Source organism: Sphingomonas sp. FW306-1B-B10E (assembly GCF_058782005.1).
Genome location: NZ_JBYSXG010000010.1, coordinates 42,377 through 64,997, shown reverse-complemented (window position 1 = coordinate 64,997; position 22,621 = coordinate 42,377). Strand labels below are relative to the sequence as shown.

The window sequence follows — 22,621 nt, the reverse complement described above, 5'->3', positions numbered from 1 at the left end:
TCAGCGCGCCCGTCCGCCCTGCGCAGCCTGATAGCGGCCGACGACCTTCTTCACATAGGCCTGGGTCTCGCGGTAGCGCGGCACGCGGCGGCCGGCCTTGATCACGGCGCCGGGCCCGGCATTGTACGCCGCGACGACGAGCGGCACGTTGTTGCCGAGCTGGCCCTGCAGCTGCTTGAGGTAGCGCGCGCCGGTGTGCATCGCGAGCACCGGATCGTCGAGCAGCGCGCTGGGATTGCGCACGCCGAGCCCGCGCGCCGTCGCCGGCATCACCTGCATCAGGCCGAGCGCACCCTTGTTCGACACCGCGCGCTGGCGGCCCGCCGATTCGGCGTTGACCATCGAGGCGAGCAGATGCGGATTGATCCGATAGCGATAGGCGACCGACGCGATCAGCGCATCGTTGCCGCCCGTGCCGCCGCGTGCCCGCACCGCGCGGGTCGCCAGAGCGAGCCGCTTCTGGAAGCCTGGCATGCTCACGCTGACCGAGCTGCGATCGGGCAGCACCACCGGATCGGCTTGGACGCGCGGCGCAGCAGGCGCGGCCTGCGGCCCGCAGAAGCGCAGCGCCTCGACATAGCGCGAGCCGATCGCCGCAGCGTCGCAATTGCCCGCCTGCGCGGGGATTGCCGCGATGGCGGCACCGCCGACGGCTGCCAGCTTCCATGCGAAGCGGAGCGACGGGACAGAGCTTGAAAAGCGCATACACGATCTCCCTGCAAGCCCGGGGTGGGCCATGCTGACGATCGTTTGATTCGCATTTGGGTCCTGCGATCCGGAATCTCATCCGGCCAATAAAAGTTAGCGCGATCGGACGCTACGTAACAGCCCTTAGTTGAGTCGGGTCATCGCGGTTTTTGACCACCCCGTCCCGGCCAAACCGCAGCTCGTCGCTTGACCGGATACCGTGTCGAATCCGAAACGATCCGCGGGCAGCCTTATTGATTTAAGTGATTCATCGTGGTTAAATTACCAAATTACTTCGCTTTAGTGACGATTTCGTACAAAGCGCGCGAGTTGACCTTTGCGACGCGTTTTGGGAAAATAACGGCGTTTGGTACGCAACAGGGTCCTGCGCTCCAACCTTGAAGTTCAGGTGCTGCCTCGTCTGGGGCGGTCGACGAACGCATCCGGCGCTCTCCTCTCGTCCGTCGTTCGGGCGAGGCACGAGTAAGGCTGGAGGCGGCGATTGGCCGAGAAAAACGACGGCGGCGACAAGACCGAAAAGCCGACACCGAAGCGGCTCGCCGACGCGCGCAAGAAGGGCGACGTCGCGAAGTCGAAGGACATCACCGCGACCGCCACTTTGTTCGTGTGGATGCTCGTGCTGATGTTCGGCGCGGGCTATGCCGGCAAGCAGGTCATCGGATTGTTCGACGACGGCTTCAAGCTGATCGGCGGGAACGTGCCGTTCCACACCGCGCTGTCGCAACTCGGCTGGAGCGCGCTCTGGGCGCTGCTCGGCATCACCGCGGTCGCATTGCTTCCCGCCGCGATCACCGGCGTGATGTCCGAATTCCTCCAGGCCGGCGGCGTTTTCACCACCGAGAAGATGAAGCCCGGGCTCGACAAGCTCAACCCGGTCCAGGGCTTCAAGAAGATGTTCAGCATCGACAACCTCGTCGAGCTGGCCAAGACGATTGGCAAGGCGGCGCTGATCGTGTTCGTGATCTGGCTGGTGCTGCGCGGATCGCTCGCCGAGATCATCGAGCGTACCGGACCGGTGCTGCTGCCCGTCGCCGACACCGACGGCCGCTCTGCCGCCGCCTCGGTGCTGCTCTATACCGGCGCGCTGGTGCGCACCGCCATGCTCTGGACCTTCGGCGTGTTCCTGCTCGTCGCGGTGCTCGACATGGCATGGCAGAAGCACAGCTACACCAAGAAGTTGCGGATGAGCATGCGCGACATCCGCGAGGAATCGAAGGAAAACGAGGGCAACCCCCTCATCAAGTCGAGCCGTCGACAGCTGCACGAGGAATGGGCCAGTCAGAACGCCGTCGGCGCGACGCGCGACGCCAATGTCCTCGTCGTCAATCCGACGCACATCGCCATCGCGATCGCCTATGACCAGGAGAGCTGCCCGGTCCCGATGATGACCGCGAAGGGCGAGGGCCCGCTCGCCGCCGCGATGCGCGAGGCCGCGGAGGAAGCGGGGATCCCGATCATCCGCCACGTCCAGGTAGCGCGCAAGCTCTACGAGGACGGCGCGCCCGACGAACTGATCCCGCGCGACATGTTCGACGCGATCGCCCAGATCATCCTGTGGGCGAAGCGCGTCCGCGACGGCCAGACCGCGCCGGACCTCACCGAACCCGACCTGATTCAAACGAACTGATGAGGCCCAATTGATGGATTCGACGATCGGCGCTGCGCTTTCCGGACTGCTTGGGACGATCATCGCGCTCGCGGTGGTGCTCGGGCTGGCCTGGGTCAGCCTGCGCGCACTGCGGCGCTGGCAGGACCGCGGACTCGGCGGCCGCGATGGCGCCGCCGAGCGCCAGATCCGCTTCGTCCGCGCGCTCCCGGTGGGCCAGCGTGAAAGGTTGGTGCTGGTCGAGGCCGAGGGCGAGCTGATGCTCGTGGGCGTCACACCCGGCTCGATCTCGCTGATCCGCAACTGGGGCAGCGGCGCCGCGGTCGATGTTGCCGAAACCGAAATCCTGCGAACGGAGACGATCCAGTGAATGCGCGTCCGCAACAGCTCCGCACCAATCTGCGCGCGATCGACGAGCACCGCGCGCAATTGCAGACGACGCTGATTGGCGCGCTCAACCGGCGCCTGATCGACGACCTGCAGACCAGCGTGCGGATGGCCACCGAGCGCGACCGGCGCGCCGCGGTCGCCTGGATCCAGTTCCGCAGCGGCGACCATCTCGTCCAGATCGCACCTTTGCTCGTCGACGGCGCGCTCGCCCGCGTCTCGGGCGCGCAGGGCAGCGTCGATGCTGCTGCCGCCGCCGCAACGCTCGGGCGGATCGAGCCGCTGGTCGGGGCACTCGAGCTGGTGCTCGGCTGCGAGCTCCAGCCGGCGGGGCTGCACAAGAGCTATGCCGGCGATCCCGTGCTGCTGCGCCTCGACGCGACCACGGCGAACGGCGTCATCCAGCACCGCCTGCTGCTGGCGATCCCGCCCGACATGGCGGTCGAGCCGCTTGCCGAGATCGCGCTCGCCGCGACCGCCATCGGCGGGCTCAGGCTGCGCTGGACCGCGCGTTTCGACGGTCCCGCGGTGCGCGCCGCCAGTATTGCTGCAATCACGCGTGGCGCTCTGCTGCTTTTGGGAACCGGGGCGCCGGTCGCGAAGTTGTCATTGCCGGGCCGCAACGATGCGCCACGCGCACGAGTCGCGTTCAACGAGGGGGTGCTCGTTTTGCAGGATGATGCCGTAAAGGACGGACCACAGGAGCCCTTCGCGCCCGTTGCCACGGGCGATGCGGGATGGAGCGACGTCCGGCTGCCCACCGTGATCGAGATCATCGGCTCGGGAATGACCGCGGCCGAGCTGGCGACGCTCGGCAAGGGCAGCGTGCTTCCCCTGCCCGCTGCGACCGGGACCCTGCCGGTGCGCGTCATCGCCGGCGAGCAATGCGTGGCCGAGGGCGAGCTCGTCGCGGTCGGCGACGGCTATGGCGTGCTGATCACCGGGGTTTCCGCCGACGGGGAGGAATAATGGAACTCTCGAGCTTTACGCCCGGCTCGGCGCTGATCGTCGTCGTCGCGCTGGCGCTGGCGCCGTTCGTCGCGGTGATGGTCACGTCGTTCACCAAGATCGTCGTCACGTTGAGCCTGCTGCGCAACGCGCTCGGGCTGCAGCAGGTGCCGCCCAACATCGTCCTCAACGGCCTGTCGCTGATCCTGACAATCTACGTCATGTACCCGGTCGGCCAGCAGATGCAGGACGCGATCGCGGCGCGGCAGATCGAAGGCAGCATGATGCAGTCGACCGCTTCGATTTCGACCGCGATCGACGTCGGCAAGGAGCCGCTGCGCGAATTCCTGATCAAGCACAGCGATCCCAATGAGCGCGCCTTCTTCCTGCGCACCGCGCAGCGCGTCGGCAATCCCGAGCATGCCAAGGAGATGACCGATCGCGACCTGATCATCATCATCCCGGCCTTCGTCGTGAAAGAACTGAGCCTGGCCTTCCAGATCGGCTTCCTGATATTCCTTCCCTTCCTCGTCATCGACCTGGTCATCTCGAACATATTGCTCGCGATGGGGATGATGATGCTGTCCCCGACGACGATATCCCTGCCGTTCAAGCTGTTGCTGTTCGTGCTGGTCGACGGCTGGGTAAAGCTCAGCCACGGGCTGGTGCTGTCCTATGTCTGAGGAGGCAGCCGCATGAACGGCGACTTCATCGGCCTCACCAATGACGCGCTCTGGCTCGTGCTGATCCTGTCGGCGCCGCCGATCATCGTCGCGTCGGTGGCGGGCCTGCTGGTGGCGATCGTCCAGGCGGCGACGCAGATCCAGGAACAGACGCTGCAATATACCGCGAAGTTCTTCGCAATCGTGCTAACCTTGTTCGTGACCGCGTCGCTGATCGGGGCGTCGCTCTATCGCTACAGCGATCGCATCTTCAGCGAATTCCCGGCGATGATCCGGCGGTGACCGGCTGGAGCGATCCCATGCTCCTGCTCGGCGTCGCGTCTGCGCGGATCGCCGTGGCGTTCATGCTGATGCCGATCTTCTCGCCCGACCTTATCCCGGCAATGGTGCGCAACTCGATCCTCGTCTCGCTCGGGATAATCTCGCTGACGCTCCAGCCGACGCTCGACGTCTCGATGCTCGGCCCTGGCGAGTGGGTCGCGATGTTCGCCAAGGAAGTGTTCGTCGGGCTGGTGATCGGCTTCTTCTTCGGTTCGGTGCTATGGGCGCTCGAGGCCGCGGGGCAGATCATCGATACCAAGGTCGGCGCGACGATGGCACAGATCGTCGACCCGCTGTCGGGCCACCAGACCTCGCTCAATGGCGCGTTCCTGGGGCGGCTCGCGGGGATCGTGTTCATCTTCTCGGGCGGGCTTTCGCTGCTCGTCCACGTGCTGATGGAAAGCTACGCATTGTGGCCGGTGGCGGCGCCGATGCCGACGCTAGATGCGCGCGGGCTCGGATTGTTCGAGGCCGAATTCGGCCGGATGATGGTGCTCGCCACCTTGTTCGCCGCGCCCGTGCTGACCGTGCTGTTCCTGATCGACCTCGGCCTGGGGCTGATCAATCGCTTCGCGCAGCAGCTCAACGTGTTCACCTTGTCGATGTCGATCAAGGCCTTCGCCGCCACCTCGATCATCCTGCTGCTGCTCGGCTCGTTCATCGAGGCGATCACCCGCGACATCCTCAGCCGGCCCGAGGTGATCCTGAACATCCTGCGCGGTCTGACGCATTGACGCTCATGGCCCCCGCCCCTGCCCCGATGACCGAGGATGAACGCCTCGCCGCAATCGCGGAGTTGCTGCGCAAGGCGGATGCGATGCCCGGAGCACCCGAGCGTGTCGCCCTGGGCGAGCACATGATCGAGGCGGCGCGCGTTCCCAAGCGCCACCGCGAGGCGCTGTTGCGGCTCACCCCGACCGAGATCACCTGCATCCGCTTTCTCGGCTGGGGCCGCTCGAACGGCGACATCGCCACGCTGTTGCTGATGGCGGAAAACACCGTGCGCGTGCATCTGTCGAACGTCGCGCGCAAGTTGGAGCTCGACGGGATGCGCGAGCTCGCGGCGCTGGCGGGACTTCTTTTCTACCCGGCGGACTGACCGCGTTCTCGTCTCTGGCGATCGGTAGCATCCCGACCGAGTGATCGATCGATCTCCGCCGCGCTCCTGAATACCTGTGGCTAAGGTTGTCGCTGCCGAGCGAATTTCGCGCATCTTGCGGCGAGCAACTGCACTTCCGGGTTCAGGGCGCCGTACCGGCGGCGATAAAGGGCTAATTCAGGACCACAAATATTGGCCATTCGCGCATCGCTGACAGGCGCCCGGTTCCCTTTCCGCGCGTTTCCGGCCGCGATGCGATTGGAATGCGCCCGCATCGTCGTACTCAAGACAGCGCCTTGACCCACCGACGCGGGATCCACCTGCGCCATCGCTCGCGTGGCGTCCATGCTTATGAGCGCCACCGACGCAATCATGATCAGATAACGTGTCATCAGTACATCCATTCATTCGCAGACCGGTCCAACCATCGTACTGCTGACCTCAGTCCGCCTAGTACCCCGACCGCCGCGCTCGCATTCCGCAAATCGCGACGTCTGCAATCAACACTCGGCCTGCCGATACAAATGCCTCAGGAGGAGTGACACGGCGCCTTGTCGCGGCGGCTGCGGCGAGCGATTGCTCCCCATCAGCTTAGTCCCTCCGGCCCGAGCCGCATGCTGCCAACGTCGAAGCCAAATGCGGCGCGCGCGCCCTTCGCGATCGCCGCCTTGACAGCGGGCATCGCTGAGGGCTGCTTCTGCGCCGCCTGCACGGCCTGGTTCACAAGCGCCGCCTGAACCATCATCGACTCGGCGATTTCCTGCTTCAGCGCGTCGCTGGCTCCGGCGAAATTGGTGCTGGCGTTGATCGCACGCGCCAGTTGTGCGCTCACGGCCTTGAACTCGGCCGGCTCGCCATCTGTCGACCCGCGCACGCCATAATAAGCGGTGATCAGATAGATCGCCATGGCATCGGCGACGTTGTTGGGGTCGAGCCCAACCGGGCGCATCAAGTCGCCTATCTGGGCGATGGGATCGCTGCGCGCGAAGGAACGCTCGATGTCGGCGGCGCTGGTCGGATCGACACGCCGGAGCCGGGCGACGAATTACGCCAGGTTCCGCTTCCGAACCGCCATGTCGGGGCTGTACCGGATCGCCGCTCGATTGATCGCGGCGTTCGGGCAATCGAGCGAAACACCGGCAGACTGCTCGCCCGGGCGCTCTCCGATTGCGAATCGCCACCTTGCGAGAGGGTGTTGGTGAGCATCCCCATGTTGAAGACGCCCTGCGCTGACGCGCGGGGACCGAGGTCACAGCCAGCGCGACGAACGCTGCGAGCCTGGTCGAGCGCCGCGGTCTCCTTGTCGAAACCGCGGCGTGCATGAATCAGTACCCGCCCTGACGGCACAACCGCGCCAGCCGCACGACGCGCCGGTCGTTCGAACCATAGCGTGCGCGCACGCGAGGCAATTCATTGGCGCAGATCGCCGCCGCTTCCCGCGTCGAAGTGTGGCCCTGCGTCCTGCCACGGCTCTTCGCGCGCGCGTTGATGGCGGAGTGCATCACGGTCGGCAGACTATAGGCAGAGGGGTCGACGTTGCCGGTATAGTCCTGCGCCTGTGCCGATCCTGCCACCAGCATGGCGGCGGTCGCCGCGAGTATCGTCCTGATCATTCTCTTGGCTCCTCTTCACATAGCCGAATGGGGCACATTGAAACCAATGTGCCCCACCGACTGAATACGCTCTGAACGCCGTAGTTACTGACGCGAAGCGCTCTTGCCCATCGCTTCGCCGATCGTCTTCAGTGCGTTGGTCGTGGCGTTCATCAGCATGTTGAACTCCTGCGACACGACAGTGAAGTCGGTCGAAGTGCTCGGGTCTTCCTTGTTGACCTTGCCCGCCTTGTCTTCCATCTCGTGGGCGAGATCGTCGAGCTTCTTGCCGAGGACTTCGGCCATGGCGCGGAGCCAGCTGTTGCCGCCCTTGCCGCTCTTGGCCTCCTTGACCTCGTCGCTCTGCGAAAGATTGTTCAGGACATCGCGGATGTCGCTGTCGGCCTTGCGCTGCGCGTCGCCGGTCTCGGCGGGGCTGGCGCCGAACTGGTTGGCGGCCTCGCTGATCGAATCTTCGGTGCTGACGCCGCCGCGCACGCCGTGGCCGCCCGCCGCGCTGTCGAAGGCGTCATGCGCCAGGTCGATCGCCGACTGGGGCAGGCCCATCTGCTGGCCAAGCTGCTGAAGCAGCTGATGCGCCATCGACGAGAAGATCTGCGTCGCGAGCTGCGCGACGATGCCGCCGACCGGGCCGAGCGCGGTGGTGGCGAGAAGCGAAACCGGGTTGAAGCCGTTAAGTCCGAACATCGTGGTTCTCCATCCTTAATCTGCTGCCCTCGAACCGGGGCCCGTGGGACGGCGGCAAGGGGTGTGCCGTCAACGACCTTCTGCCCGATCGGATGCGCGGGCGCTCTCACCGATCCGATTAGTACGGCTAGTCAAAACGCTTAGGGAGGGATTCGGCTGCGGATCCGGACCGCCCGTGCCGGCCACGCGTTTAGTCGATGCGACTATAGCCGTTCGCCCCCGCATGACCTATCTCGGGCGCGCACATAGGAGAGTAAGGCAATGACCATCGCGATCGGAGTGCACGTGGCAGGCGTCGGTTTCGGCGTGAGCCGGATGTCGAACGCGGAACGTGCCCAGGACGCCGCGGCGCGCGATCTCGACCATGCGGACGAGGCATCGCGCGACCTGCGCCGCGGCACCGAGCAGGCGAGCCCGACCAACGCCGCCGAATCGGGGCCGATCGAGCGATTGCTCGACACCCCCTCGCCGCTCGACCGCCTGTCGCGCTGACCGCGCCGCCGATGCGCCGTTCGCTTTCGCTCGCCGTCGCGCTTGCCGCGCTTTCGGCTGCCCAGCCGGCGCGCGCGCAAGAGGGCGTCGACTGGGGCGGGCTGATGGCGGGGATCGCCCATGGCACCGCTATGGACGAGGCCGCGCGGGAATCGGTCACGCCCGCGCGCCGCGGCAGGTCCACGGCCCCCGCACCCACGGCGCGGCTGTCCTACACGCCCTCGCTCGAGCGCAGGCGCGCCAATTTCGCGAAATTCGTTGCGAAGTCCCGCGCCCGCGATCCGCAAAGTGCCGCCTCGCTCGAAAACGACCTGCGCACCGACGTGATCGCGAAGATGGCGCCCGAGTTCGCCCAATATGGATTGCGCATCGACAATGTCGCCGACGCCTATGCGATCTGGTGGCTCAATGCCTGGCTGGCGTCGCGTTCGCGCACCGACACGCCGCCTGTCCGCCAGATTGCCGCCGTACGCAGCCAGGCTGCCGAGGCGATGGCGGCGATCCCCGGCCTCGCCTCTGCCGGCGACGCCAAGAAGCAGGAACTGGCGGAAGCTCATCTGCTCCAGTCGCTGCTGATCGGCGCCAGCCTCGAGCAGGCCAAGAACGATCCCGCGCAGCTGCGGCGCATCGCGGCCGCGGCCCGCGCCGGCGCGCGGCAATCGGGCCTCGATCTCGATGCGATGGACCTCACCGACCAGGGCTTCGTGCCGCGACGCACCGGTGCGGTCGACCCCGCGCGCGTGCCTGCCACCCCTCTCCCCCAGACCGCGGAGAGTGCGAACGCCGCTTTATATGCCGTTGCGGCAGCCGGTGCCGCCGTGCTCGCGGGCGGCCTGTGGCGGACGCGCCGCGCGGAAGACGTCTCGCATGCCAGCTAATCGTTGCGATTATGGCGCCCGACACCCGCAATCGCCACATCTGGCGGAGAAGATTGGGCTAATAGCAGGCACAGCGCCGGCTTTCCCGGTCAACGCCATTTGGACATAGGATCATGACCAGCATCGACCGCATCTCGGGGGCATCGCCCCTCTCCGCCACCGGCCTCGGCGCGTCGAGCGAGGCACGCGGTGCGGCCATCGAGACGATGGGCGAGATCGGCCACCGGGTCCTCGCCTGGGTCGATGCTGCGAGCCGCGGCAATGGCAGCGGCACCCAGGCATGGAGCCAGACTGCCGGCAACGGCAGCGGCTTCACCCCCGATATGGGCGAGCTCGCGCGGCGCGGCGACGCCTACGGCCTGGGCGCGCTGACCAGCGACCTTTCGGCGCGCTTCGGCGGCAGCCCGGCGCAGGAAGGCGAATTGCGCCGCGCGCTCGACGATTTCACCCGCCAGGCGGTCGTCCAGATCGCAGGCCTGTCGGGCGCGAGCGGCGACCAGCAAGTGAGCGGGGTCCGCAGCGCGCTCGACGGTGCCGCCGGTCTCGACGCCCCTTCGGGCCTCGATGGCGTGATCGCGCGTTTCGAGGCCGCGACCGCCGACCTCTCCGCGCAAAATCGCAGCTGAGGCGGAACCTCGCGCGGTTTCGCGCGTGCTAGCGCCGTGCATTCCCGCTCTTGAGAGGTTCCCGATGCCAAGGCCAATGATGCTGCTCGCCGCCCCCTTGTTGCTGACGGCGGGGGCAGCGCATGCCGCCGAGCAGAAGGCGACCGTCATCTCCGCCGGCAGCGAGCAGGCGATCAGGCTCGGCAAGACGGTGATCTCGCGGCCGTTCGGCGCCGAGCTTGTCGATCATCTCTCGGTGGTCGGCAGCTATACCGTCCGCGACGCGCGCCTGCACCTCATCCGCGGCAAGAGCGGCGCGGAATGCCCCGCGCGCTACGCGGTGATCGTGACACGCGCGGGCCAGGAGCCGGTCGTCACCGAATCGTTCGGAACGTGCAGTCCCGCCGCCCGGCCGCAATTGCGCCGCGGCGTGTTCACCGTCGCGATGCCCGCCGCGAACGGCGGCCCGCTGGTCCGATACCTTTACGCGGACGGCCGCATGCATCCTACCGCGGCGGCGATCACCCAGGGCGCCGGAACGATGGCTCCCGCCGCCCCCGCCACGCTTGCCGTCTCGACGTGCAAGCCCGCCAATGCGATCGACCCGTCGGACCAGGCGCGCGCGCTCGACGCGTTCGAGCAGGCTTGGCCAAAAGCCTATCGCCGCACCGGCACGCTCAAGCGCGTCGAGCTGGGTCAGAGCGAGATGCGCCAGGTCGTGACCGACCTCGCCTGCATGTCGAGCTGGCCGATCGGCGAGCGGCGCGTCCCCGAACTGGCGACACCGCTGTTCCGCAGCACGCGGCATCGCACCGCGGCCTTCGCGGCGCTCGAATCGATCGAGCGCGACCCCGATGTCGATGCAAACCTCAAGGCAGTCGCGCGCACCTTCTCCGCCGAAATGCGCTACCGCATCGCGCTCGACCCGCCGCTCTGAGCCATGCGTGGCCAGATCATGATCTCGGTCGTCGCGGCGGCGCTGCTCGCCGGCACCGCCGCAGCAAAAGCGGCACCGCCTGAGACCGTGCGCTGCTCGCTCGACGACGGGCCCGAGCGTGCCTGTCAGTTCACCGATCAAGTCGATCGCAACGGCGCGCACCGGATGCGCTTCACCGGTCCGGGGATCGAGGTGACCTTTGTGGGCCGTGCGAACAGCGGCTGGTGGGCCGGCCAGCTCAACGGCAAGCCGGCGATGGGGTATGAGCGCAATCGCGGCAATACCGTGTTCAGCACCAGCGATCTCGGCACGCGCTTCGCGTGGTGGTATCCGCGGAGCGCGCACGGCAGCTATTAAGCGGCTTCGGCCTCCGCACCGCCGCCCAGCGCCACCTGCTCGACCCAGCAATCCACTTGCCCGGCGATCTTGCTGAGCAGCCCGGCATGATAATGCGTAACGTCGGCCATCTCGTCGTCGCGCTCGATCAGATGCGCCAGGTCGAGCACCCAGAGATGCTCGGGATTCTCCCGCGCGGCGCGGCGCCATAGCGCGTTGAAGAAGCGCGTCCGCTCGCGCGTATGGTTGAGGGCAATGCGGTATTTATCGTCGGGCGCGTCTTCGGGCGGCAGCACTACCAGCATCCGCGCGCCGCGCTCGATCAGCATCGTGCAGGTGCGGATCACACAGGTCTGGTAGAGCCCGCGTTCGAGCAGATGCCACTGGCCAGGCCAGCGCACGTCCAGATAATCAACCGTCGCGCCATAGACGAGGAAGGGCGGGAAATGCTGCTCGGCGTAGCTGCCGTCCTTCATCATGCGCAGCGCGAACAGCCGGGGCGAGTTGTCGAACTCGATCGCCGGGCGGAAGCGGCTGAAATGCGCGATCCCGCCCGATTGGCAATCGAACATGATCCGGATCGCCGGCTCGGCGGCCACCGTCGGCAATTGCTCGGCGAACAGTGCGGCGCGGATCTCGGGATCGTGGAAGCTGCAGTCGGTGATCCAGTCGGGCGCGACGCGGCTGAACCGCCCATCCCAGGCGCTGCTGTCGATCGCCGGCCACAGCGCGCGCACCTTGTCCAGCGCATATTCCTCGAGCCCCATGTGCATCACCCGGCACGAGAAGGTGAAATGCTTGAGCTGCCCGGCGGCGCGGTCGACCATCGCGAAGCCGATCAGCCCGTAGCGGCCGTAATCGTCCCAGGCGAAGAACGACCAGCTGTCGAAACCGACCACGTCCATGATGTCGCGCTCGAGCGCTGCCTGCTCGACCCGTGAGGCGGTGTAGTTGAGCTGGTTCGAGCGATTGATCAGCTCGGCGATGCGCGGCGCGAAGTCGAGATTGTCCATCAGCGTCGGCGCGCACGCCTGGATACCGCAGCCGCGCAAGAAATCCTCGTTCGAAAGCGACGTCGCCGCAGCGCGGTCCCGCTTCTTGCGCTCGAGAATCCGATACTCTTCCACCCGGCTGCGCGTACCGGCCTGCAGCACCAGCAGCCCGGCTAGCTGGTCGTCGGCATCGGCGCGGGTGATGTCGAGCGTATGGATATCAGGCAGCGCGTGCGCGACCTCGGCGAGGTTGAGCGGATTGTCGTCGACGAACAGCACATTGGCCGCGCGCAACTGCATGTCCTCGATGATCGCCGTGATCGCAGCCGACTTCGGCGTGAAGGCGATGTGCGGAAAGACGAATTCATCCCACAGCCCGAAGCCGGCCAGTCTGGCCTTCGCCACCTCGAAATCGTTCTTCGAGCAGATCGACGACACCACGCCCTTGGCGTTGAATGCCCGAATCAGTTCGGCCCGGCCCGCGTGCAGCGTCACCGCCTCGCCATCGGCGAGCGTTCCGTGCCACAGCGTGTCGTCGAGATCCCAGATGATCAGCTTGATCGGCGCAGTCCACATCCCCTCATTGTAGGACATTCGCGCGCGCTGGCAGCATTCGGCGCAAGCGGTTAGGGGCTTGGCGATGCTTCGCCTTTCCGGACTTTACCTTCCGCTCGACCACGCCCCGGAGGCGCTGCCCGAAGCGATCGCCCGCCGGCTCGGCATCGCGGTTGCCGACCTAAAGGGCTTCACGGTCTATCGCCGCGGCAACGATGCGCGTCGGCGCAATGCGATCCAATTGGTCTACACTGTCGATGTCGAGCTGACCGACGAAGCCGAAGTGCTCGCGCGGTTTCCCGCGGACAAGGACCTCCGCCCGACCCCCGACATGGCATATAAGTTCGTGGCTCAGGCGCCTGCCGGCTGGGCCGGGCTGCGCCCCGTGGTGATCGGCGCCGGGCCGTGCGGGCTGTTCGCCGGACTGATCCTCGCCCAGATGGGCTTCCGCCCGATCATCCTCGATCGTGGCAAGGTCGTCCGCCAGCGTACCAAGGACACCTGGGGCCTGTGGCGCCGCGGCGAGCTCAACCCCGATTCGAACGTCCAGTTCGGCGAAGGCGGCGCGGGGACCTTCTCCGACGGCAAGCTCTATTGCCGGGTCAAGGACCCGCGCTTCCTGGGCCGCAAGGTGCTCGAGGAGTTCGTCAAGGCCGGCGCCCCCGACGACATCCTGTGGGAAGCGCATCCCCATATCGGCACCTTCCGCCTCGTCACGATGGTCGAGAGCATGCGCCGCGCGATCGAGGAACTGGGCGGCGAGTATCGCTGGGAGACGCGCGTCGATGACATTGCGCTCGAACGCCTGCCCGACGGCAAGCAGCAATTGCGCGGGCTCCATCTCCACGATGGCAGCTTCCTCGAGGCCGACCATGTCGTGCTCGCGGTCGGCCACAGCGCGCGGCCGACCTTCGAGATGCTCCACCGTCGCGGCGTCCATCTCGAGGCCAAGCCCTTCTCGATCGGTGTCCGCATCGAGCATCCGCAAAGCTGGATCGACCGCGCCCGCTTCGGCAAATGCGCCGGGCACCCCGATCTCGGCGCCGCCGCCTACAGCCTCGCGCATCACTGCGCCAATGGCCGCACGGTCTACAGCTTCTGCATGTGCCCCGGCGGGCGCGTCGTCGCCGCGACCTCGGAGGAAGGTCGCGTCGTCACCAATGGCATGAGCCAATATTCGCGCGCCGAGTTCAACGCCAATTCGGGGCTGGTGGTGGCGATCGATCCGGCGCGAGACTATCCAGACGGCCCGCTCGCGGGCCTCGCGCTCCAGCGGTATTGGGAGGACATGGCCTTTCTCGCCGGCGGCTCGAACTATCACGCGCCGGGGCAGAAGGTGGGCGACCTGCTCGCCGGCCGTGCCTCGACCGCACTCGGCGAAGTGATCCCTTCCTACAAGCCCGGCGTGACGATGACCGATCTCTCGGCCTGCCTGCCAGGCTTCGTGATCGAGGCATTCCGCGAGGCGCTCCCGGTATTCGGCCGCCAGATCGCCCATTACGACCATCCCGACGCAGTGATGACGGGAGTCGAGACGCGGACCTCCTCGCCGGTGCGGATCACCCGCGGCGCCGACTTCCAGAGCCTCAACGTCGCGCGGCTGTTCCCTGCGGGCGAAGGCGCAGGCTATGCCGGCGGCATCCTCTCGGCGGCGATCGACGGCATCAAGACCGCCGAGGCGGTCGCGCGGAGCATGATGGAGCGATAGATAACGTTCGACTTCCCCTCCCTGGAAGGGAGGGGTCAGGGGTGGGTAGCCACGGGCGAGGCTCGATGCCTCGCCGGTGGCTGTTTTGGCGAACAACTCGACAGTCTTTTAGCCGCACAGACGTGCGCACCCTCCCCTGCCCCTCCCTGCAAGCAGGGAGGGGAGCCATTTGAATAGCTCCCTAATCCCCCGCCCGGCGCGCCGCATATTCGATGCGGGCGGCGTCCATCCGCGAGGAATTGGCGAGCACCCATTCGGCCAGCGTCTGCACCGGCTGGAGGAAATCGCGCCCGAGATCGGTCAGCGCATATTCGACCTGCGGCGGCGTCACCGGCGTCACGGTGCGTGAGACGAAGCCGTTCTCCTCCAGGTCGCGCAGCGTCGACGCCAGCACCTTCTGGCTGATCTCGCCGACATCGCGGCGCAGCGCATTGAAGCGGCGCGGCCCCTGCCCGAGCACGCGCACCACCAGCATCGACCATTTGTCGCTGATCCGCGCGAGCAGACGGCTGATATGCTCGCAACGGGCCGTATCCCCGCTGCAGGCGGTATCCAGCTGGTTATCTAGTGTCGGCAAGGTGCCTCCTTGTTGGGTCATGCGAACCCCTAGTAATCAGGTTACCTCAAGAAACCAACCTGAGGTTCCCATGACTGCCAAGCCCCGTATCGCCATCATCGTCGGCTCAACTCGCCCCACCCGCTATGCCGACGCGCCGACCCAGTGGATCCTGGCACAAGCGCAGGCGCGCGACGACCTCGACGTCGAAGTGGTCGACCTGCGCGATCATCCGCTGCCGCTGTTCGACGAAGTCGCCTCCAATCTCTGGATGCCGAGCCAGAATCCCGAGGCGGTGCGCTGGCAGGAGACGATCGGCCGCTTCGACGGCTATATCTTCGTGGTCGCCGAATATAATCACTCGATCACCGGCGCGCTCAAGAATGCGCTCGACCAGGCGTATAAGGAGTGGGTGCGCAAGCCGTTCACTGCGATCGGCTATGGCGGCACCGGCGCGGTGCGCGCGGTCGAGCATCTGCGGATGATCGGGATCGAGTTGCAGATGGTCTCGACGCACGCCACCATCCATATCGGCGGCGGCGACTTCATGGCGGTGCATCCCGCCTTCGGCAACAAGCCGATCGCGGAGATCGAGGCGAGCCTGCTCCCCTCGACCAAGACCGCGCTCGACGAGCTCGTCTGGTGGGCCAAGGCGACGATCGCCGCGAAGGCCGCCGACGCCTGACGAGCCTAGAGCAGGCCTTGCTCGCGATACCAGGCCGCGGTCGCGGCAAGGCCTGTTTCGGTCTTCACTTGCGGCTTCCAGAGCTCTTCGGGCGGGCGCCGCGCCGAATTGATCACCCAGTCGGCATGGCAGAAATAGGCGACGCGGTCGGGCGTCAGCTTGGCACCCTTGCCGCGGACCAGCCGGTCGAGATGCGCGCCGGCCATCATCAGCGGGCGCGGAAGCGCGATCGCCGCGACGCGCTTGCCGACCGCGGTGCCGATCGCCAACCCGAATTCCTTGTGGCTCCAGCCCCCCTCGCGTCCGTCGTCGCAATCGAAAGACCGTCCGGCGGCGTTGCCCTCGGCCAGCGCGAGCAGCAGCCGGCCGAGATCGCCGACTTCGATCACCGACAATCGTCCCCCCGGCGGCAGCAGCGCGATCCCCTTCTTCGCCAGCCGGAACAGCTCGAGCATCTCCATGTCGCCCGGGCCGTAGATTGCCGGCGGGCGCACGACGACCGTGTCGAGCAGGGATTCCGCGACCAGTTGCTCGGCCTCGGCCTTGGACCAGCCATAGTCCGACATGCCGGGCTCGCGCGCGGCGAGCGACGAGACGTGGACGAAGCGCTGCACCCCGGCCCCTTCCGCCGCGGCCAGCATGTTGCGCGTGCCGTCGACATTCCCGCTCACGAATCCCGCGCGGTCGGGCGCATTGACCACGCCGGCGACATGGATCACCGCGTCGGCACCATCGCACAGCCGTGCCAGCGCACCGGCGTCGCCGAGATCGCCCGCCACCCATTCGATCCGCTCGCGCGCGGCTTGTTCGCGCCGGGTGAGCGCGCGGACCTGATGCCCCGCCGCGGTCGCCAGCGCGATCAGCCGCGATCCGACGAAACCGGTGCCGCCGGTGATCGCGAGAGTGGCCATCAAATCTGCTCCTGCGCCGTCAAAGCAGCGCCATATGGCTGCGGTGCACCAAAGCCGAGCGCGGTGCATAGCCGAGGATCGCGGCATGCTCGTCGCTGCGCCGGCCGACCAGCCGCGCGGCGTCCTCGGCGGGGTATTCGGCGAGCCCGCGCGCGAGCGTCCGTCCGTCGGGTCCGGCGATCGTCACCAGGTCGCCGCGCGCGAAATCGCCCTCGACCCGCGCCGCGCCCGCCGCGAGCAGGCTCTTGCCGCTCGCCAGCGCCCGCGCCGCGCCCGCGTCGACATGGATCGTGCCCCGCGCGGTCAGCCCGCCGGCAAGCCACGCCTTGCGCGCCGGCGCGGCCTTCTCGGCGACGAACAGCGTGTGCTTCGCCTCTGCCGACAGCGGTCGCTCGACCCGCCCCGAGGCGATCGCAAGATGCGCGCCCGCGGCATTGGCGATCCGCGCCGCCTGGATCTTCGAGACCATCCCGCCCGATCCCATACCCGATTCGGACCCTCTGTCGGCCATCGCCTCGATCGCGGCGTCGATCCGCTCGACCCGCGCGATGTGCTGTGCCCCCGCCAGCGCCGGATTGCGATCGTACAGCCCGTCAACATCGGAGAGCAGCACCACGCCCTGCGCCGCCGCCGCCTGCGCCACCCGCGCCGCGAGCCGGTCATTGTCGCCGAAGCGGATCTCCTCGGTCGCGACGCTGTCATTCTCGTTGAGCACCGGCACCACGCCGAGCCCGAGCAGCCGGTCGAGCGTCGCCGCGGCGTTGAGATAGCGGCGGCGATGCTCGAGATCGTCGAGCGTCACCAGCATCTGCGCGGCAGTGAGCCCCTCGCCGCCGAGCGTCTCGGCCCAGACCTGCGACAAGGCGATCTGCCCAGTCGCCGCCGCGGCCTGCGCATCCTCGAGGCTGGCGCGTCCGCCCTTGGCCAGCCCCAGCCGCCGAGCGCCGAGCGCAATCGCGCCGGAAGAGACCACCGCGACCTGCTGCCCGGCACGGACGCGCTCGGCAATGTCGGCCGCGATGCCTTCTAGCCACGCGCGCCGCACCCCGCCCTCGGGATCGACGAGCAACGCCGAGCCGATCTTGACGACGATGCGCGGACAGGAGGTGGGCGGGAAGAGCGACACGCCTACGCCGTTAGCGTGCCGGCGCCGTCCCGCCAATCAGTCGCGCGCGAAGATTTCGTCGTGGGGAATTGTGATGCCTAGCGATGGGATCGGAATACCGCGCTCACCCGAAAACATCTGATCGTTCCATGCGTTCGGACCCGTTCGTTCCCGCGTGCGACAAAGTTCGTTGACCGGATCGACAAATGCAATTGTCCGAACGCTAGCGATCGCCTGATACTCTTCCAGCTTGGTACCCTGATCGAACATGCTGGTAGTGCGTGAAAGTACCTCGATGATCACGGTCGGATTATCGAGAACCTTGCTGCCCATCAAGTCTTGAACCGGCGGCTGATCGCAATAGATAGCGACATCTGGATACCTGATGTCCGTCTCGGTAACTTTGACGGCCATTTCCGAACCATGTGGCCGGCACCCGGTTCCCCGCAGCTTGATTTTGAGCCACGCGAAGATGTTACCCTGCACCCACGAATGTTCGTGGGTGCCGCCCGTCATCATATAGATCACGCCGTCGTGAAGCTCGAATTTCTTGTCGGTGCCGAAGTCCATTTCCAGGAATTCTTCAGCGGTGATCGGCCGGTAAGCGGGGTCATGGCGCATGATAATATCTTACCACGTCGCGGAGGAACCGGCTAGGAGCTCACACCGGCGACCACTCGATCGCGTCCTCGCCCTCGTCGTCGTCGCTCACCGCATTCGCCTCGGGCCCGATCGCCTCGAGCAGCTTGTCGAGCACCCAGTCGACCCCGATCCCGCTCGCCCCCGACAGCGGGATGACCTCCGCCCCGCTCGCCTCTTCGAGCTCGGCCGAAAGCGCCGCGATCAGTTCGTCGTCGAGCGTGTCGATCTTGTTGAGCGCGACGATCACCGGCTTCTCGTCGAGCCCGGCGCCATAGGCCTCGAGTTCGTCGCGGACGATGCGATAGCTCTCGGCGACGTCGTCGTCATTGGCGTCGACGAGATGGAGCAGCACGCGGCAGCGCTCGATATGGCCGAGGAAGCGGTCGCCGATCCCGGCGCCGTCGGCTGCACCCTCGATCAGCCCGGGAATGTCGGCCACCACGAACTCGTTTTGCTTGTGGCGGACCACGCCGAGCTGCGGACGCGTGGTGGTGAAGGCATAGGCGCCGACTTTGGCCTGCGCATTGGTCACCGCGTTGATGAAAGTCGACTTGCCGGCATTGGGCAGTCCGACCAGCCCGGCATCGGCGAGCAATTTGAGCCGCAGCCACACCCAGGCTTCCTCATAGGGCCAGCCGGTGCCGTGCTGGCGCGGCGCGCGGTTGGTCGAGGTCTTGTAGCTGGCGTTGCCGCGCCCGCCGTCGCCGCCGCGCAGGAAGACGATGCGCTCGCCCTCCTTGGTGAGATCGGCGAGCAGGGTCCGCTCGTCATCGTCGGCGAGGATCTGGGTGCCGATCGGCACCCGAATCACCAGATCGTCGCCGCCCGCGCCCGTCCGGTTCGATCCCGAGCCGCCCTGTCCGCGCGGCGCCCGGAAATGCTGGGTGTAGCGAAAGTCGATCAGCGTATTGAGCCCGGCCACTGCCTCGAAGACGATGTCGCCGCCCTTGCCGCCATTGCCCCCGTCCGGGCCGCCATATTCGATGAACTTCTCGCGCCGGAAACTGACGGCACCGGGGCCGCCGGCGCCCGAGCGCACGAAAATCTTTGCCTGATCGAGAAAATGCATAGCGGTCCATATAGACCTTGCCACCCATCCGTCACCCCATCACCGGCATTCCGTCGTTTCGGGGTGGCGCGCAGGGGAACCGGGAGTATAGGCTCTTGCTTTAGCTGAGCGGCGCGCCTCGCGTCGGCACGACGGAGCAGGCACGCAGCCCAAGCATGAAATCGATCGATCGCTACATGGCGCGGCTGATCGCGGTTCCGTTGATCTCCACGCTGATCATCTCGGCGATGCTGCTGGTGCTCGACCGCATGCTTCGCCTGTTCGACTTCGTCGCGACCGAGGGCGGGCCGGTCAGCGTGGTCTGGCGGATGCTCGCCAATCTGCTCCCCGAATATCTCGGCCTCGGCATCCCGATCGGGCTGATGCTCGGCTGCCTGCTCGCCTTCCGCCGGCTCGCGACCTCTTCCGAGCTCGACGTGCTGCGCGCGGTGGGCATCGGCTATACCCGATTGCTCTACGTGCCGTTCCTCTATACGATCGCGCTGGCGATCCTGAACCTGGTGATCGTCGGCTATGTTCAGCCGCGCGCACGCTACAATTACGAGCAGCTGCGCTTCGAACTGCGCTCGGGCGCGCTCGGCGCCTCGATCAAGGTCGGTGAGTTCACCAATTTCGGCAGCAAGATGACCCTGCGGGTCGAGAGCAGCGCCAATGAGGGCCGCGACCTCTCGGGCATCTTCGTGCGCATGACGACCAAGGAAGGGCCGGTCGCGGTCACCGCCGAAAAGGGCCAGTTCCTGCGCGCCGACGATCCCAATACGATCATCTTCCGGCTGACCAAGGGCACGCTGGTGCACACAGCCCAGGGCTCGACGATCCCGCGCGTGCTCACCTTCGACACGCACAACCTGCCGATCCCGCTCCCGAAATACGAGCAGTTCCGCAAGCGTGGCGACAAGAGCCTCGAGCGGACGCTTCCCGAGCTCGCGGTGATCGGTAAGAGCCACCAGGTCACCGATGCGCAGCGCACCACCAGCCGCGCCGCCTTCCACTTCCGCCTCGCCGAAGTGGTATCGATGTTCCTGTTGCCGATGCTCGCCGCCGCGCTCGGCATCCCGCCCAAGCGCTCGACCTCGGCGCTCGGCGTTTTCCTGTCGATCGTGATGATCGTGACCTATCACAAGATCAACGAATATGCGCAGGCGGTCGGCAGCCTGGGCGGGATCGATCCGATCCTGGCCCTGTGGGTGCCCTTCGCGATCTTCGCGGGGCTGGTGTTCTGGATGTACTACACCGTCGCTTATGTCCCCGGCGGCCAGCCGATCGGCGCGCTCGAAAAGGTGTTCGCCAAGGCCTGGACCGCGATCCGCCGCCGCCTGCCCGGCCGCCGCCGCAAGACCACGGAGATCCCGGCGTGAACTGGGTCAATTTCTTCCCGTCGCGCACCATGTCGATCTACATGGGCAAGATGTTCCTGGTGCGCACCTTCGCCATCCTGGGCGCATTGGTGCTGGTGCTGCAATCGCTCGATCTGCTCACCGAATCGAGCAAGATCCTCGCCTATGCGGGCAATGGCGACGCGGAGGTTTGGCGCTATATCAGTTTGCGCGTGCCGCAGATCGTCTCGACCTTCCTGCCATATTCGGTCCTGCTCGGCTCGATCCTCACCCTATCGCAGCTCAACCAGAACAGCGAAGTCATCGCGATGAAGGCCTCGGGCCTGTCGGCGCACCAGGTGCTGGCGCCGCTGATGGTCGCGGGCGCAGTGGTGGCGCTGGTCTCCTTCAGCTTCAACGATCGCGTCGTCAGCCGCGCGACCGCGACGCTCGAGCAATGGAAGAAGGTCGATTACGGCCCGTTGCCGATCGATCGCGGCGACCGCTCGAACGTCTGGGTCAAGGACGGCAGCAACCTGATCTCGGTCGAGCAGATCCGCGGCAAGGGCGATGCTGCGCAGCTCTATGGCATCACCGTCTATGAGCGCACCGGCCAGTCGCTTCGTGCGATCCTGACTGCGAAGCACGGCATTCGCGATGGCGAAGGCTGGCGCGTCGACGGCGCCCAGCGCTTCGACGTTGCCGCCGGCACGACCACGCCGCTGGCCCCGCTCCGGATCGCCGACGGGGTGCGGCCCGACCAGTTCACTCTCAGCCGCGTAAACGCCGACGAGCTTTCGTTCGGATCGCTCCGCGAAGTCGTCGGCGATCTCAAGCTGGCCGGCCGGCCGACCAAGGCATTCGAAGGATCGCTCTGGCACAAATTGTCGGGGCCGCTTTCGTCGATCCTGATGCCGCTGCTCGGCGCGGTCGCGGCGTTCGGGCTTGCCCGCTCGGGCAAGCTGTTCGTCCGCGCGGTGATCGGCATGGCGCTCGGCTTCCTCTACTTCGTCGCCGACAACTTCGCGCTCGCCATGGGGAATCTCGGCGCCTACCCGCCCTTCCTCGCGGCCTGGGCGCCGTTCCTGCTGTTCCTGATGATCGGCGAGGCGGTGCTGCTGCGGACCGAGGAATAGTCCAGGTGAGCGCAACGCTTCCCGGTCCGGACGGGCAGCCGCGCTGCCGCTGGTGCCTCGGAGCGCCTGAATTCCTCCCTTATCATGACCGCGAATGGGGTTTTCCGGTCGCCGACGATCGCCGCCTGTTCGAGAAGCTCTGCCTCGAAGGCTTTCAGTCGGGCCTGAGCTGGCGGACGATCCTGGCCAAGCGCGAGAATTTCCGCGCCGCCTTTCACGGCTTCGACGCGGACCGGATTGCCGCCTTCACCGATGCGGATGTCGAGCGGCTGCTCGGCGACGCAGGCATCGTCCGCCATCGCGGCAAGATCGCCGCGGTGATCAACAATGCCAAGCGCCTGCAGGAACTGGTCAAGCAGGAGGGGTCGTTCGCCGCCTATATCTGGCGGTTCGAGCCGAAGCCCGACGAACTGGCGCCGCCGCAGACCGCCTCGACTTCGCCCGCGTCGGTCGCGCTGTCGAAGGACCTCAAGAAGCGCGGCTGGACGTTCGTCGGGCCGACCACGGTTTTCGCCTTCATGCAGGCGATGGGCCTGATCAACGATCATGCCGAGGGCTGCGTCATCCGCGAACAGGCCGCCAAGTCGCGGCGCACCTTCAAGGTACCGGTCTAGCGCTCCCAATGAAATGGGCCGGCCCCGCGAGG

The 22,621-nt window shown here is 66.7% G+C and carries 28 protein-coding genes; 17 read left to right on the top strand and 11 right to left on the bottom strand.

What is annotated here, in order from left to right:
- Window positions 1-705, bottom strand: a complete 705-nt coding sequence (locus tag AC3WJI_RS06150) for a lytic transglycosylase domain-containing protein (protein ID WP_492756371.1) — start codon at window positions 703-705, stop codon at window positions 1-3.
- 484 nt (window positions 706-1,189) lie between these two features.
- Between AC3WJI_RS06150 and AC3WJI_RS06145 the strand changes: the two genes are divergently transcribed.
- Genes AC3WJI_RS06145 through AC3WJI_RS06115 form a run of 7 tightly spaced genes read left to right on the top strand, consistent with a single transcriptional unit; the run spans window position 1,190 to window position 5,752 of the window.
- Window positions 1,190-2,335 (top strand): EscU/YscU/HrcU family type III secretion system export apparatus switch protein, encoded by a 1,146-nt coding sequence (locus AC3WJI_RS06145; protein ID WP_492756370.1) that lies wholly within the window; start codon window positions 1,190-1,192, stop codon window positions 2,333-2,335.
- Window positions 2,336-2,348: 13 nt separating this feature from the next.
- Window positions 2,349-2,684, top strand: coding sequence for a flagellar biosynthetic protein FliO (fliO, locus tag AC3WJI_RS06140; RefSeq protein ID WP_492756369.1), 336 nt, complete (start codon window positions 2,349-2,351; stop codon window positions 2,682-2,684).
- The gene (locus AC3WJI_RS06135) at window positions 2,681-3,670 is read left to right on the top strand and encodes a FliM/FliN family flagellar motor switch protein (protein WP_492756368.1); all 990 of its coding nucleotides are present in this window, start codon (window positions 2,681-2,683) and stop codon (window positions 3,668-3,670) included. The genes fliO and AC3WJI_RS06135 overlap by 4 nt, the downstream gene beginning before the upstream one ends.
- The gene (gene sctR, locus AC3WJI_RS06130) at window positions 3,670-4,332 is read left to right on the top strand and encodes a type III secretion system export apparatus subunit SctR (protein ID WP_492756367.1); all 663 of its coding nucleotides are present in this window, start codon (window positions 3,670-3,672) and stop codon (window positions 4,330-4,332) included. Before AC3WJI_RS06135 ends, sctR begins: the two co-directional genes overlap by 1 nt.
- 12 nt (window positions 4,333-4,344) lie before the next feature.
- Entirely contained in the window at window positions 4,345-4,614 is a 270-nt protein-coding gene (sctS, locus tag AC3WJI_RS06125; protein ID WP_492756366.1) for a type III secretion system export apparatus subunit SctS, read from the top strand.
- A gap of 17 nt (window positions 4,615-4,631) precedes the next feature.
- Window positions 4,632-5,387 carry a type III secretion system export apparatus subunit SctT gene (sctT, locus tag AC3WJI_RS06120; protein WP_492756365.1) on the top strand — a complete coding sequence of 252 codons (756 nt, stop codon included), beginning with the start codon at window positions 4,632-4,634 and terminating at the stop codon, window positions 5,385-5,387.
- Between the two features lie 26 nt (window positions 5,388-5,413).
- The gene (locus tag AC3WJI_RS06115; RefSeq protein ID WP_315587580.1) at window positions 5,414-5,752 is read left to right on the top strand and encodes a helix-turn-helix domain-containing protein; all 339 of its coding nucleotides are present in this window, start codon (window positions 5,414-5,416) and stop codon (window positions 5,750-5,752) included.
- A gap of 80 nt (window positions 5,753-5,832) precedes the next feature.
- On the opposite strand, the gene AC3WJI_RS06110 is transcribed toward AC3WJI_RS06115, so the two are convergent.
- The 4 genes from AC3WJI_RS06110 to AC3WJI_RS06095 form a co-directional block, all read right to left on the bottom strand.
- Window positions 5,833-6,144, bottom strand: coding sequence for a hypothetical protein (locus AC3WJI_RS06110; RefSeq protein ID WP_492756364.1), 312 nt, complete (start codon window positions 6,142-6,144; stop codon window positions 5,833-5,835).
- A gap of 194 nt (window positions 6,145-6,338) precedes the next feature.
- The gene (locus AC3WJI_RS06105; RefSeq protein WP_492756363.1) at window positions 6,339-6,701 is read right to left on the bottom strand and encodes a DUF6683 family protein; all 363 of its coding nucleotides are present in this window, start codon (window positions 6,699-6,701) and stop codon (window positions 6,339-6,341) included.
- A 376-nt stretch (window positions 6,702-7,077) separates the two neighbouring features.
- A complete protein-coding gene (locus tag AC3WJI_RS06100) occupies window positions 7,078-7,365 on the bottom strand; it encodes a hypothetical protein (protein ID WP_492756362.1) in 288 nt (95 codons plus the stop codon).
- 84 nt (window positions 7,366-7,449) lie between these two features.
- A complete protein-coding gene (locus AC3WJI_RS06095; protein ID WP_492756361.1) occupies window positions 7,450-8,052 on the bottom strand; it encodes a hypothetical protein in 603 nt (200 codons plus the stop codon).
- A gap of 261 nt (window positions 8,053-8,313) precedes the next feature.
- Between AC3WJI_RS06095 and AC3WJI_RS06090 the strand changes: the two genes are divergently transcribed.
- The 5 genes from AC3WJI_RS06090 (at window position 8,314) to AC3WJI_RS06070 (ending at window position 11,321) form a co-directional block, all read left to right on the top strand.
- Entirely contained in the window at window positions 8,314-8,544 is a 231-nt protein-coding gene (locus AC3WJI_RS06090) for a hypothetical protein (RefSeq protein ID WP_492756360.1), read from the top strand.
- 11 nt (window positions 8,545-8,555) lie between these two features.
- Window positions 8,556-9,422: a DUF6683 family protein gene (locus AC3WJI_RS06085; protein ID WP_492756359.1), complete on the top strand. Its 867-nt coding sequence runs from the start codon at window positions 8,556-8,558 to the stop codon at window positions 9,420-9,422.
- Between the two features lie 113 nt (window positions 9,423-9,535).
- On the top strand, window positions 9,536-10,048 hold the full coding sequence (locus tag AC3WJI_RS06080) for a hypothetical protein (protein ID WP_492756358.1): 513 nt from the start codon (window positions 9,536-9,538) through the stop codon (window positions 10,046-10,048).
- A gap of 64 nt (window positions 10,049-10,112) precedes the next feature.
- A complete protein-coding gene (locus AC3WJI_RS06075; protein ID WP_492756357.1) occupies window positions 10,113-10,964 on the top strand; it encodes a hypothetical protein in 852 nt (283 codons plus the stop codon).
- A 3-nt stretch (window positions 10,965-10,967) separates the two neighbouring features.
- Window positions 10,968-11,321, top strand: coding sequence for a hypothetical protein (locus AC3WJI_RS06070; protein ID WP_492756356.1), 354 nt, complete (start codon window positions 10,968-10,970; stop codon window positions 11,319-11,321).
- Here AC3WJI_RS06070 and AC3WJI_RS06065 read toward each other — a convergent pair.
- Window positions 11,318-12,886 carry an HAD-IIIC family phosphatase gene (locus tag AC3WJI_RS06065; RefSeq protein WP_492756355.1) on the bottom strand — a complete coding sequence of 523 codons (1,569 nt, stop codon included), beginning with the start codon at window positions 12,884-12,886 and terminating at the stop codon, window positions 11,318-11,320. The two genes, AC3WJI_RS06070 and AC3WJI_RS06065, sit on opposite strands and share 4 nt — an antisense overlap.
- A gap of 46 nt (window positions 12,887-12,932) precedes the next feature.
- On the opposite strand from AC3WJI_RS06065, the gene AC3WJI_RS06060 reads away from it, so the two are divergent.
- The gene (locus tag AC3WJI_RS06060; RefSeq protein ID WP_492756354.1) at window positions 12,933-14,555 is read left to right on the top strand and encodes an NAD(P)/FAD-dependent oxidoreductase; all 1,623 of its coding nucleotides are present in this window, start codon (window positions 12,933-12,935) and stop codon (window positions 14,553-14,555) included.
- Between the two features lie 181 nt (window positions 14,556-14,736).
- Here AC3WJI_RS06060 and AC3WJI_RS06055 read toward each other — a convergent pair whose 3' ends face one another.
- Window positions 14,737-15,153, bottom strand: a complete 417-nt coding sequence (locus AC3WJI_RS06055; RefSeq protein WP_492756353.1) for a winged helix-turn-helix transcriptional regulator — start codon at window positions 15,151-15,153, stop codon at window positions 14,737-14,739.
- A gap of 49 nt (window positions 15,154-15,202) precedes the next feature.
- On the opposite strand from AC3WJI_RS06055, the gene AC3WJI_RS06050 reads away from it, so the two are divergent.
- Window positions 15,203-15,796, top strand: a complete 594-nt coding sequence (locus tag AC3WJI_RS06050; protein ID WP_492756352.1) for an NADPH-dependent FMN reductase — start codon at window positions 15,203-15,205, stop codon at window positions 15,794-15,796.
- 5 nt (window positions 15,797-15,801) lie between these two features.
- On the opposite strand, the gene AC3WJI_RS06045 is transcribed toward AC3WJI_RS06050, so the two are convergent.
- Genes AC3WJI_RS06045 through obgE form a run of 4 tightly spaced genes read right to left on the bottom strand, consistent with a single transcriptional unit; the run spans window position 15,802 to window position 19,523 of the window.
- On the bottom strand, window positions 15,802-16,707 hold the full coding sequence (locus AC3WJI_RS06045) for an NAD-dependent epimerase/dehydratase family protein (protein ID WP_492756351.1): 906 nt from the start codon (window positions 16,705-16,707) through the stop codon (window positions 15,802-15,804).
- Between the two features lie 19 nt (window positions 16,708-16,726).
- A complete protein-coding gene (gene proB / locus AC3WJI_RS06040; RefSeq protein WP_492756350.1) occupies window positions 16,727-17,833 on the bottom strand; it encodes a glutamate 5-kinase in 1,107 nt (368 codons plus the stop codon).
- Between the two features lie 36 nt (window positions 17,834-17,869).
- On the bottom strand, window positions 17,870-18,433 hold the full coding sequence (locus AC3WJI_RS06035; protein ID WP_492756349.1) for a Uma2 family endonuclease: 564 nt from the start codon (window positions 18,431-18,433) through the stop codon (window positions 17,870-17,872).
- A 40-nt stretch (window positions 18,434-18,473) separates the two neighbouring features.
- On the bottom strand, window positions 18,474-19,523 hold the full coding sequence (gene obgE / locus AC3WJI_RS06030) for a GTPase ObgE (RefSeq protein WP_492756348.1): 1,050 nt from the start codon (window positions 19,521-19,523) through the stop codon (window positions 18,474-18,476).
- Between the two features lie 155 nt (window positions 19,524-19,678).
- Between obgE and lptF the strand changes: the two genes are divergently transcribed.
- Genes lptF through AC3WJI_RS06015 form a run of 3 tightly spaced genes read left to right on the top strand, consistent with a single transcriptional unit; the run spans window position 19,679 to window position 22,589 of the window.
- Window positions 19,679-20,881, top strand: coding sequence for an LPS export ABC transporter permease LptF (gene lptF, locus AC3WJI_RS06025; protein WP_492756347.1), 1,203 nt, complete (start codon window positions 19,679-19,681; stop codon window positions 20,879-20,881).
- Window positions 20,882-20,910: 29 nt separating this feature from the next.
- On the top strand, window positions 20,911-21,975 hold the full coding sequence (gene lptG, locus AC3WJI_RS06020; protein WP_492756405.1) for an LPS export ABC transporter permease LptG: 1,065 nt from the start codon (window positions 20,911-20,913) through the stop codon (window positions 21,973-21,975).
- A 5-nt stretch (window positions 21,976-21,980) separates the two neighbouring features.
- Window positions 21,981-22,589, top strand: coding sequence for a DNA-3-methyladenine glycosylase I (locus tag AC3WJI_RS06015; RefSeq protein WP_492756346.1), 609 nt, complete (start codon window positions 21,981-21,983; stop codon window positions 22,587-22,589).
- Window positions 22,590-22,621: the final 32 nt, after the last annotated feature.

Coding starts and splice junctions, on each gene's coding strand:
- AC3WJI_RS06150 (WP_492756371.1), bottom strand. CDS start 705: ATGCGCTTTTCAAGCTCTGTCCCGTCGCTCCGCTTCGCATGGAAGCTG.
- fliO (WP_492756369.1), top strand. CDS start 2,349: ATGGATTCGACGATCGGCGCTGCGCTTTCCGGACTGCTTGGGACGATC.
- sctR (WP_492756367.1), top strand. CDS start 3,670: ATGGAACTCTCGAGCTTTACGCCCGGCTCGGCGCTGATCGTCGTCGTC.
- sctS (WP_492756366.1), top strand. CDS start 4,345: ATGAACGGCGACTTCATCGGCCTCACCAATGACGCGCTCTGGCTCGTG.
- sctT (WP_492756365.1), top strand. CDS start 4,632: ATGCTCCTGCTCGGCGTCGCGTCTGCGCGGATCGCCGTGGCGTTCATG.
- AC3WJI_RS06115 (WP_315587580.1), top strand. CDS start 5,414: ATGACCGAGGATGAACGCCTCGCCGCAATCGCGGAGTTGCTGCGCAAG.
- AC3WJI_RS06110 (WP_492756364.1), bottom strand. CDS start 6,144: ATGACACGTTATCTGATCATGATTGCGTCGGTGGCGCTCATAAGCATG.
- AC3WJI_RS06105 (WP_492756363.1), bottom strand. CDS start 6,701: ATGCGCCCGGTTGGGCTCGACCCCAACAACGTCGCCGATGCCATGGCG.
- AC3WJI_RS06100 (WP_492756362.1), bottom strand. CDS start 7,365: ATGATCAGGACGATACTCGCGGCGACCGCCGCCATGCTGGTGGCAGGA.
- AC3WJI_RS06095 (WP_492756361.1), bottom strand. CDS start 8,052: ATGTTCGGACTTAACGGCTTCAACCCGGTTTCGCTTCTCGCCACCACC.
- AC3WJI_RS06090 (WP_492756360.1), top strand. CDS start 8,314: ATGACCATCGCGATCGGAGTGCACGTGGCAGGCGTCGGTTTCGGCGTG.
- AC3WJI_RS06085 (WP_492756359.1), top strand. CDS start 8,556: ATGCGCCGTTCGCTTTCGCTCGCCGTCGCGCTTGCCGCGCTTTCGGCT.
- AC3WJI_RS06080 (WP_492756358.1), top strand. CDS start 9,536: ATGACCAGCATCGACCGCATCTCGGGGGCATCGCCCCTCTCCGCCACC.
- AC3WJI_RS06075 (WP_492756357.1), top strand. CDS start 10,113: ATGCCAAGGCCAATGATGCTGCTCGCCGCCCCCTTGTTGCTGACGGCG.
- AC3WJI_RS06070 (WP_492756356.1), top strand. CDS start 10,968: ATGCGTGGCCAGATCATGATCTCGGTCGTCGCGGCGGCGCTGCTCGCC.
- AC3WJI_RS06065 (WP_492756355.1), bottom strand. CDS start 12,886: ATGTCCTACAATGAGGGGATGTGGACTGCGCCGATCAAGCTGATCATC.
- AC3WJI_RS06060 (WP_492756354.1), top strand. CDS start 12,933: ATGCTTCGCCTTTCCGGACTTTACCTTCCGCTCGACCACGCCCCGGAG.
- AC3WJI_RS06055 (WP_492756353.1), bottom strand. CDS start 15,153: ATGACCCAACAAGGAGGCACCTTGCCGACACTAGATAACCAGCTGGAT.
- AC3WJI_RS06050 (WP_492756352.1), top strand. CDS start 15,203: ATGACTGCCAAGCCCCGTATCGCCATCATCGTCGGCTCAACTCGCCCC.
- AC3WJI_RS06045 (WP_492756351.1), bottom strand. CDS start 16,707: ATGGCCACTCTCGCGATCACCGGCGGCACCGGTTTCGTCGGATCGCGG.
- AC3WJI_RS06035 (WP_492756349.1), bottom strand. CDS start 18,433: ATGCGCCATGACCCCGCTTACCGGCCGATCACCGCTGAAGAATTCCTG.
- obgE (WP_492756348.1), bottom strand. CDS start 19,523: ATGCATTTTCTCGATCAGGCAAAGATTTTCGTGCGCTCGGGCGCCGGC.
- lptF (WP_492756347.1), top strand. CDS start 19,679: ATGAAATCGATCGATCGCTACATGGCGCGGCTGATCGCGGTTCCGTTG.
- lptG (WP_492756405.1), top strand. CDS start 20,911: ATGTCGATCTACATGGGCAAGATGTTCCTGGTGCGCACCTTCGCCATC.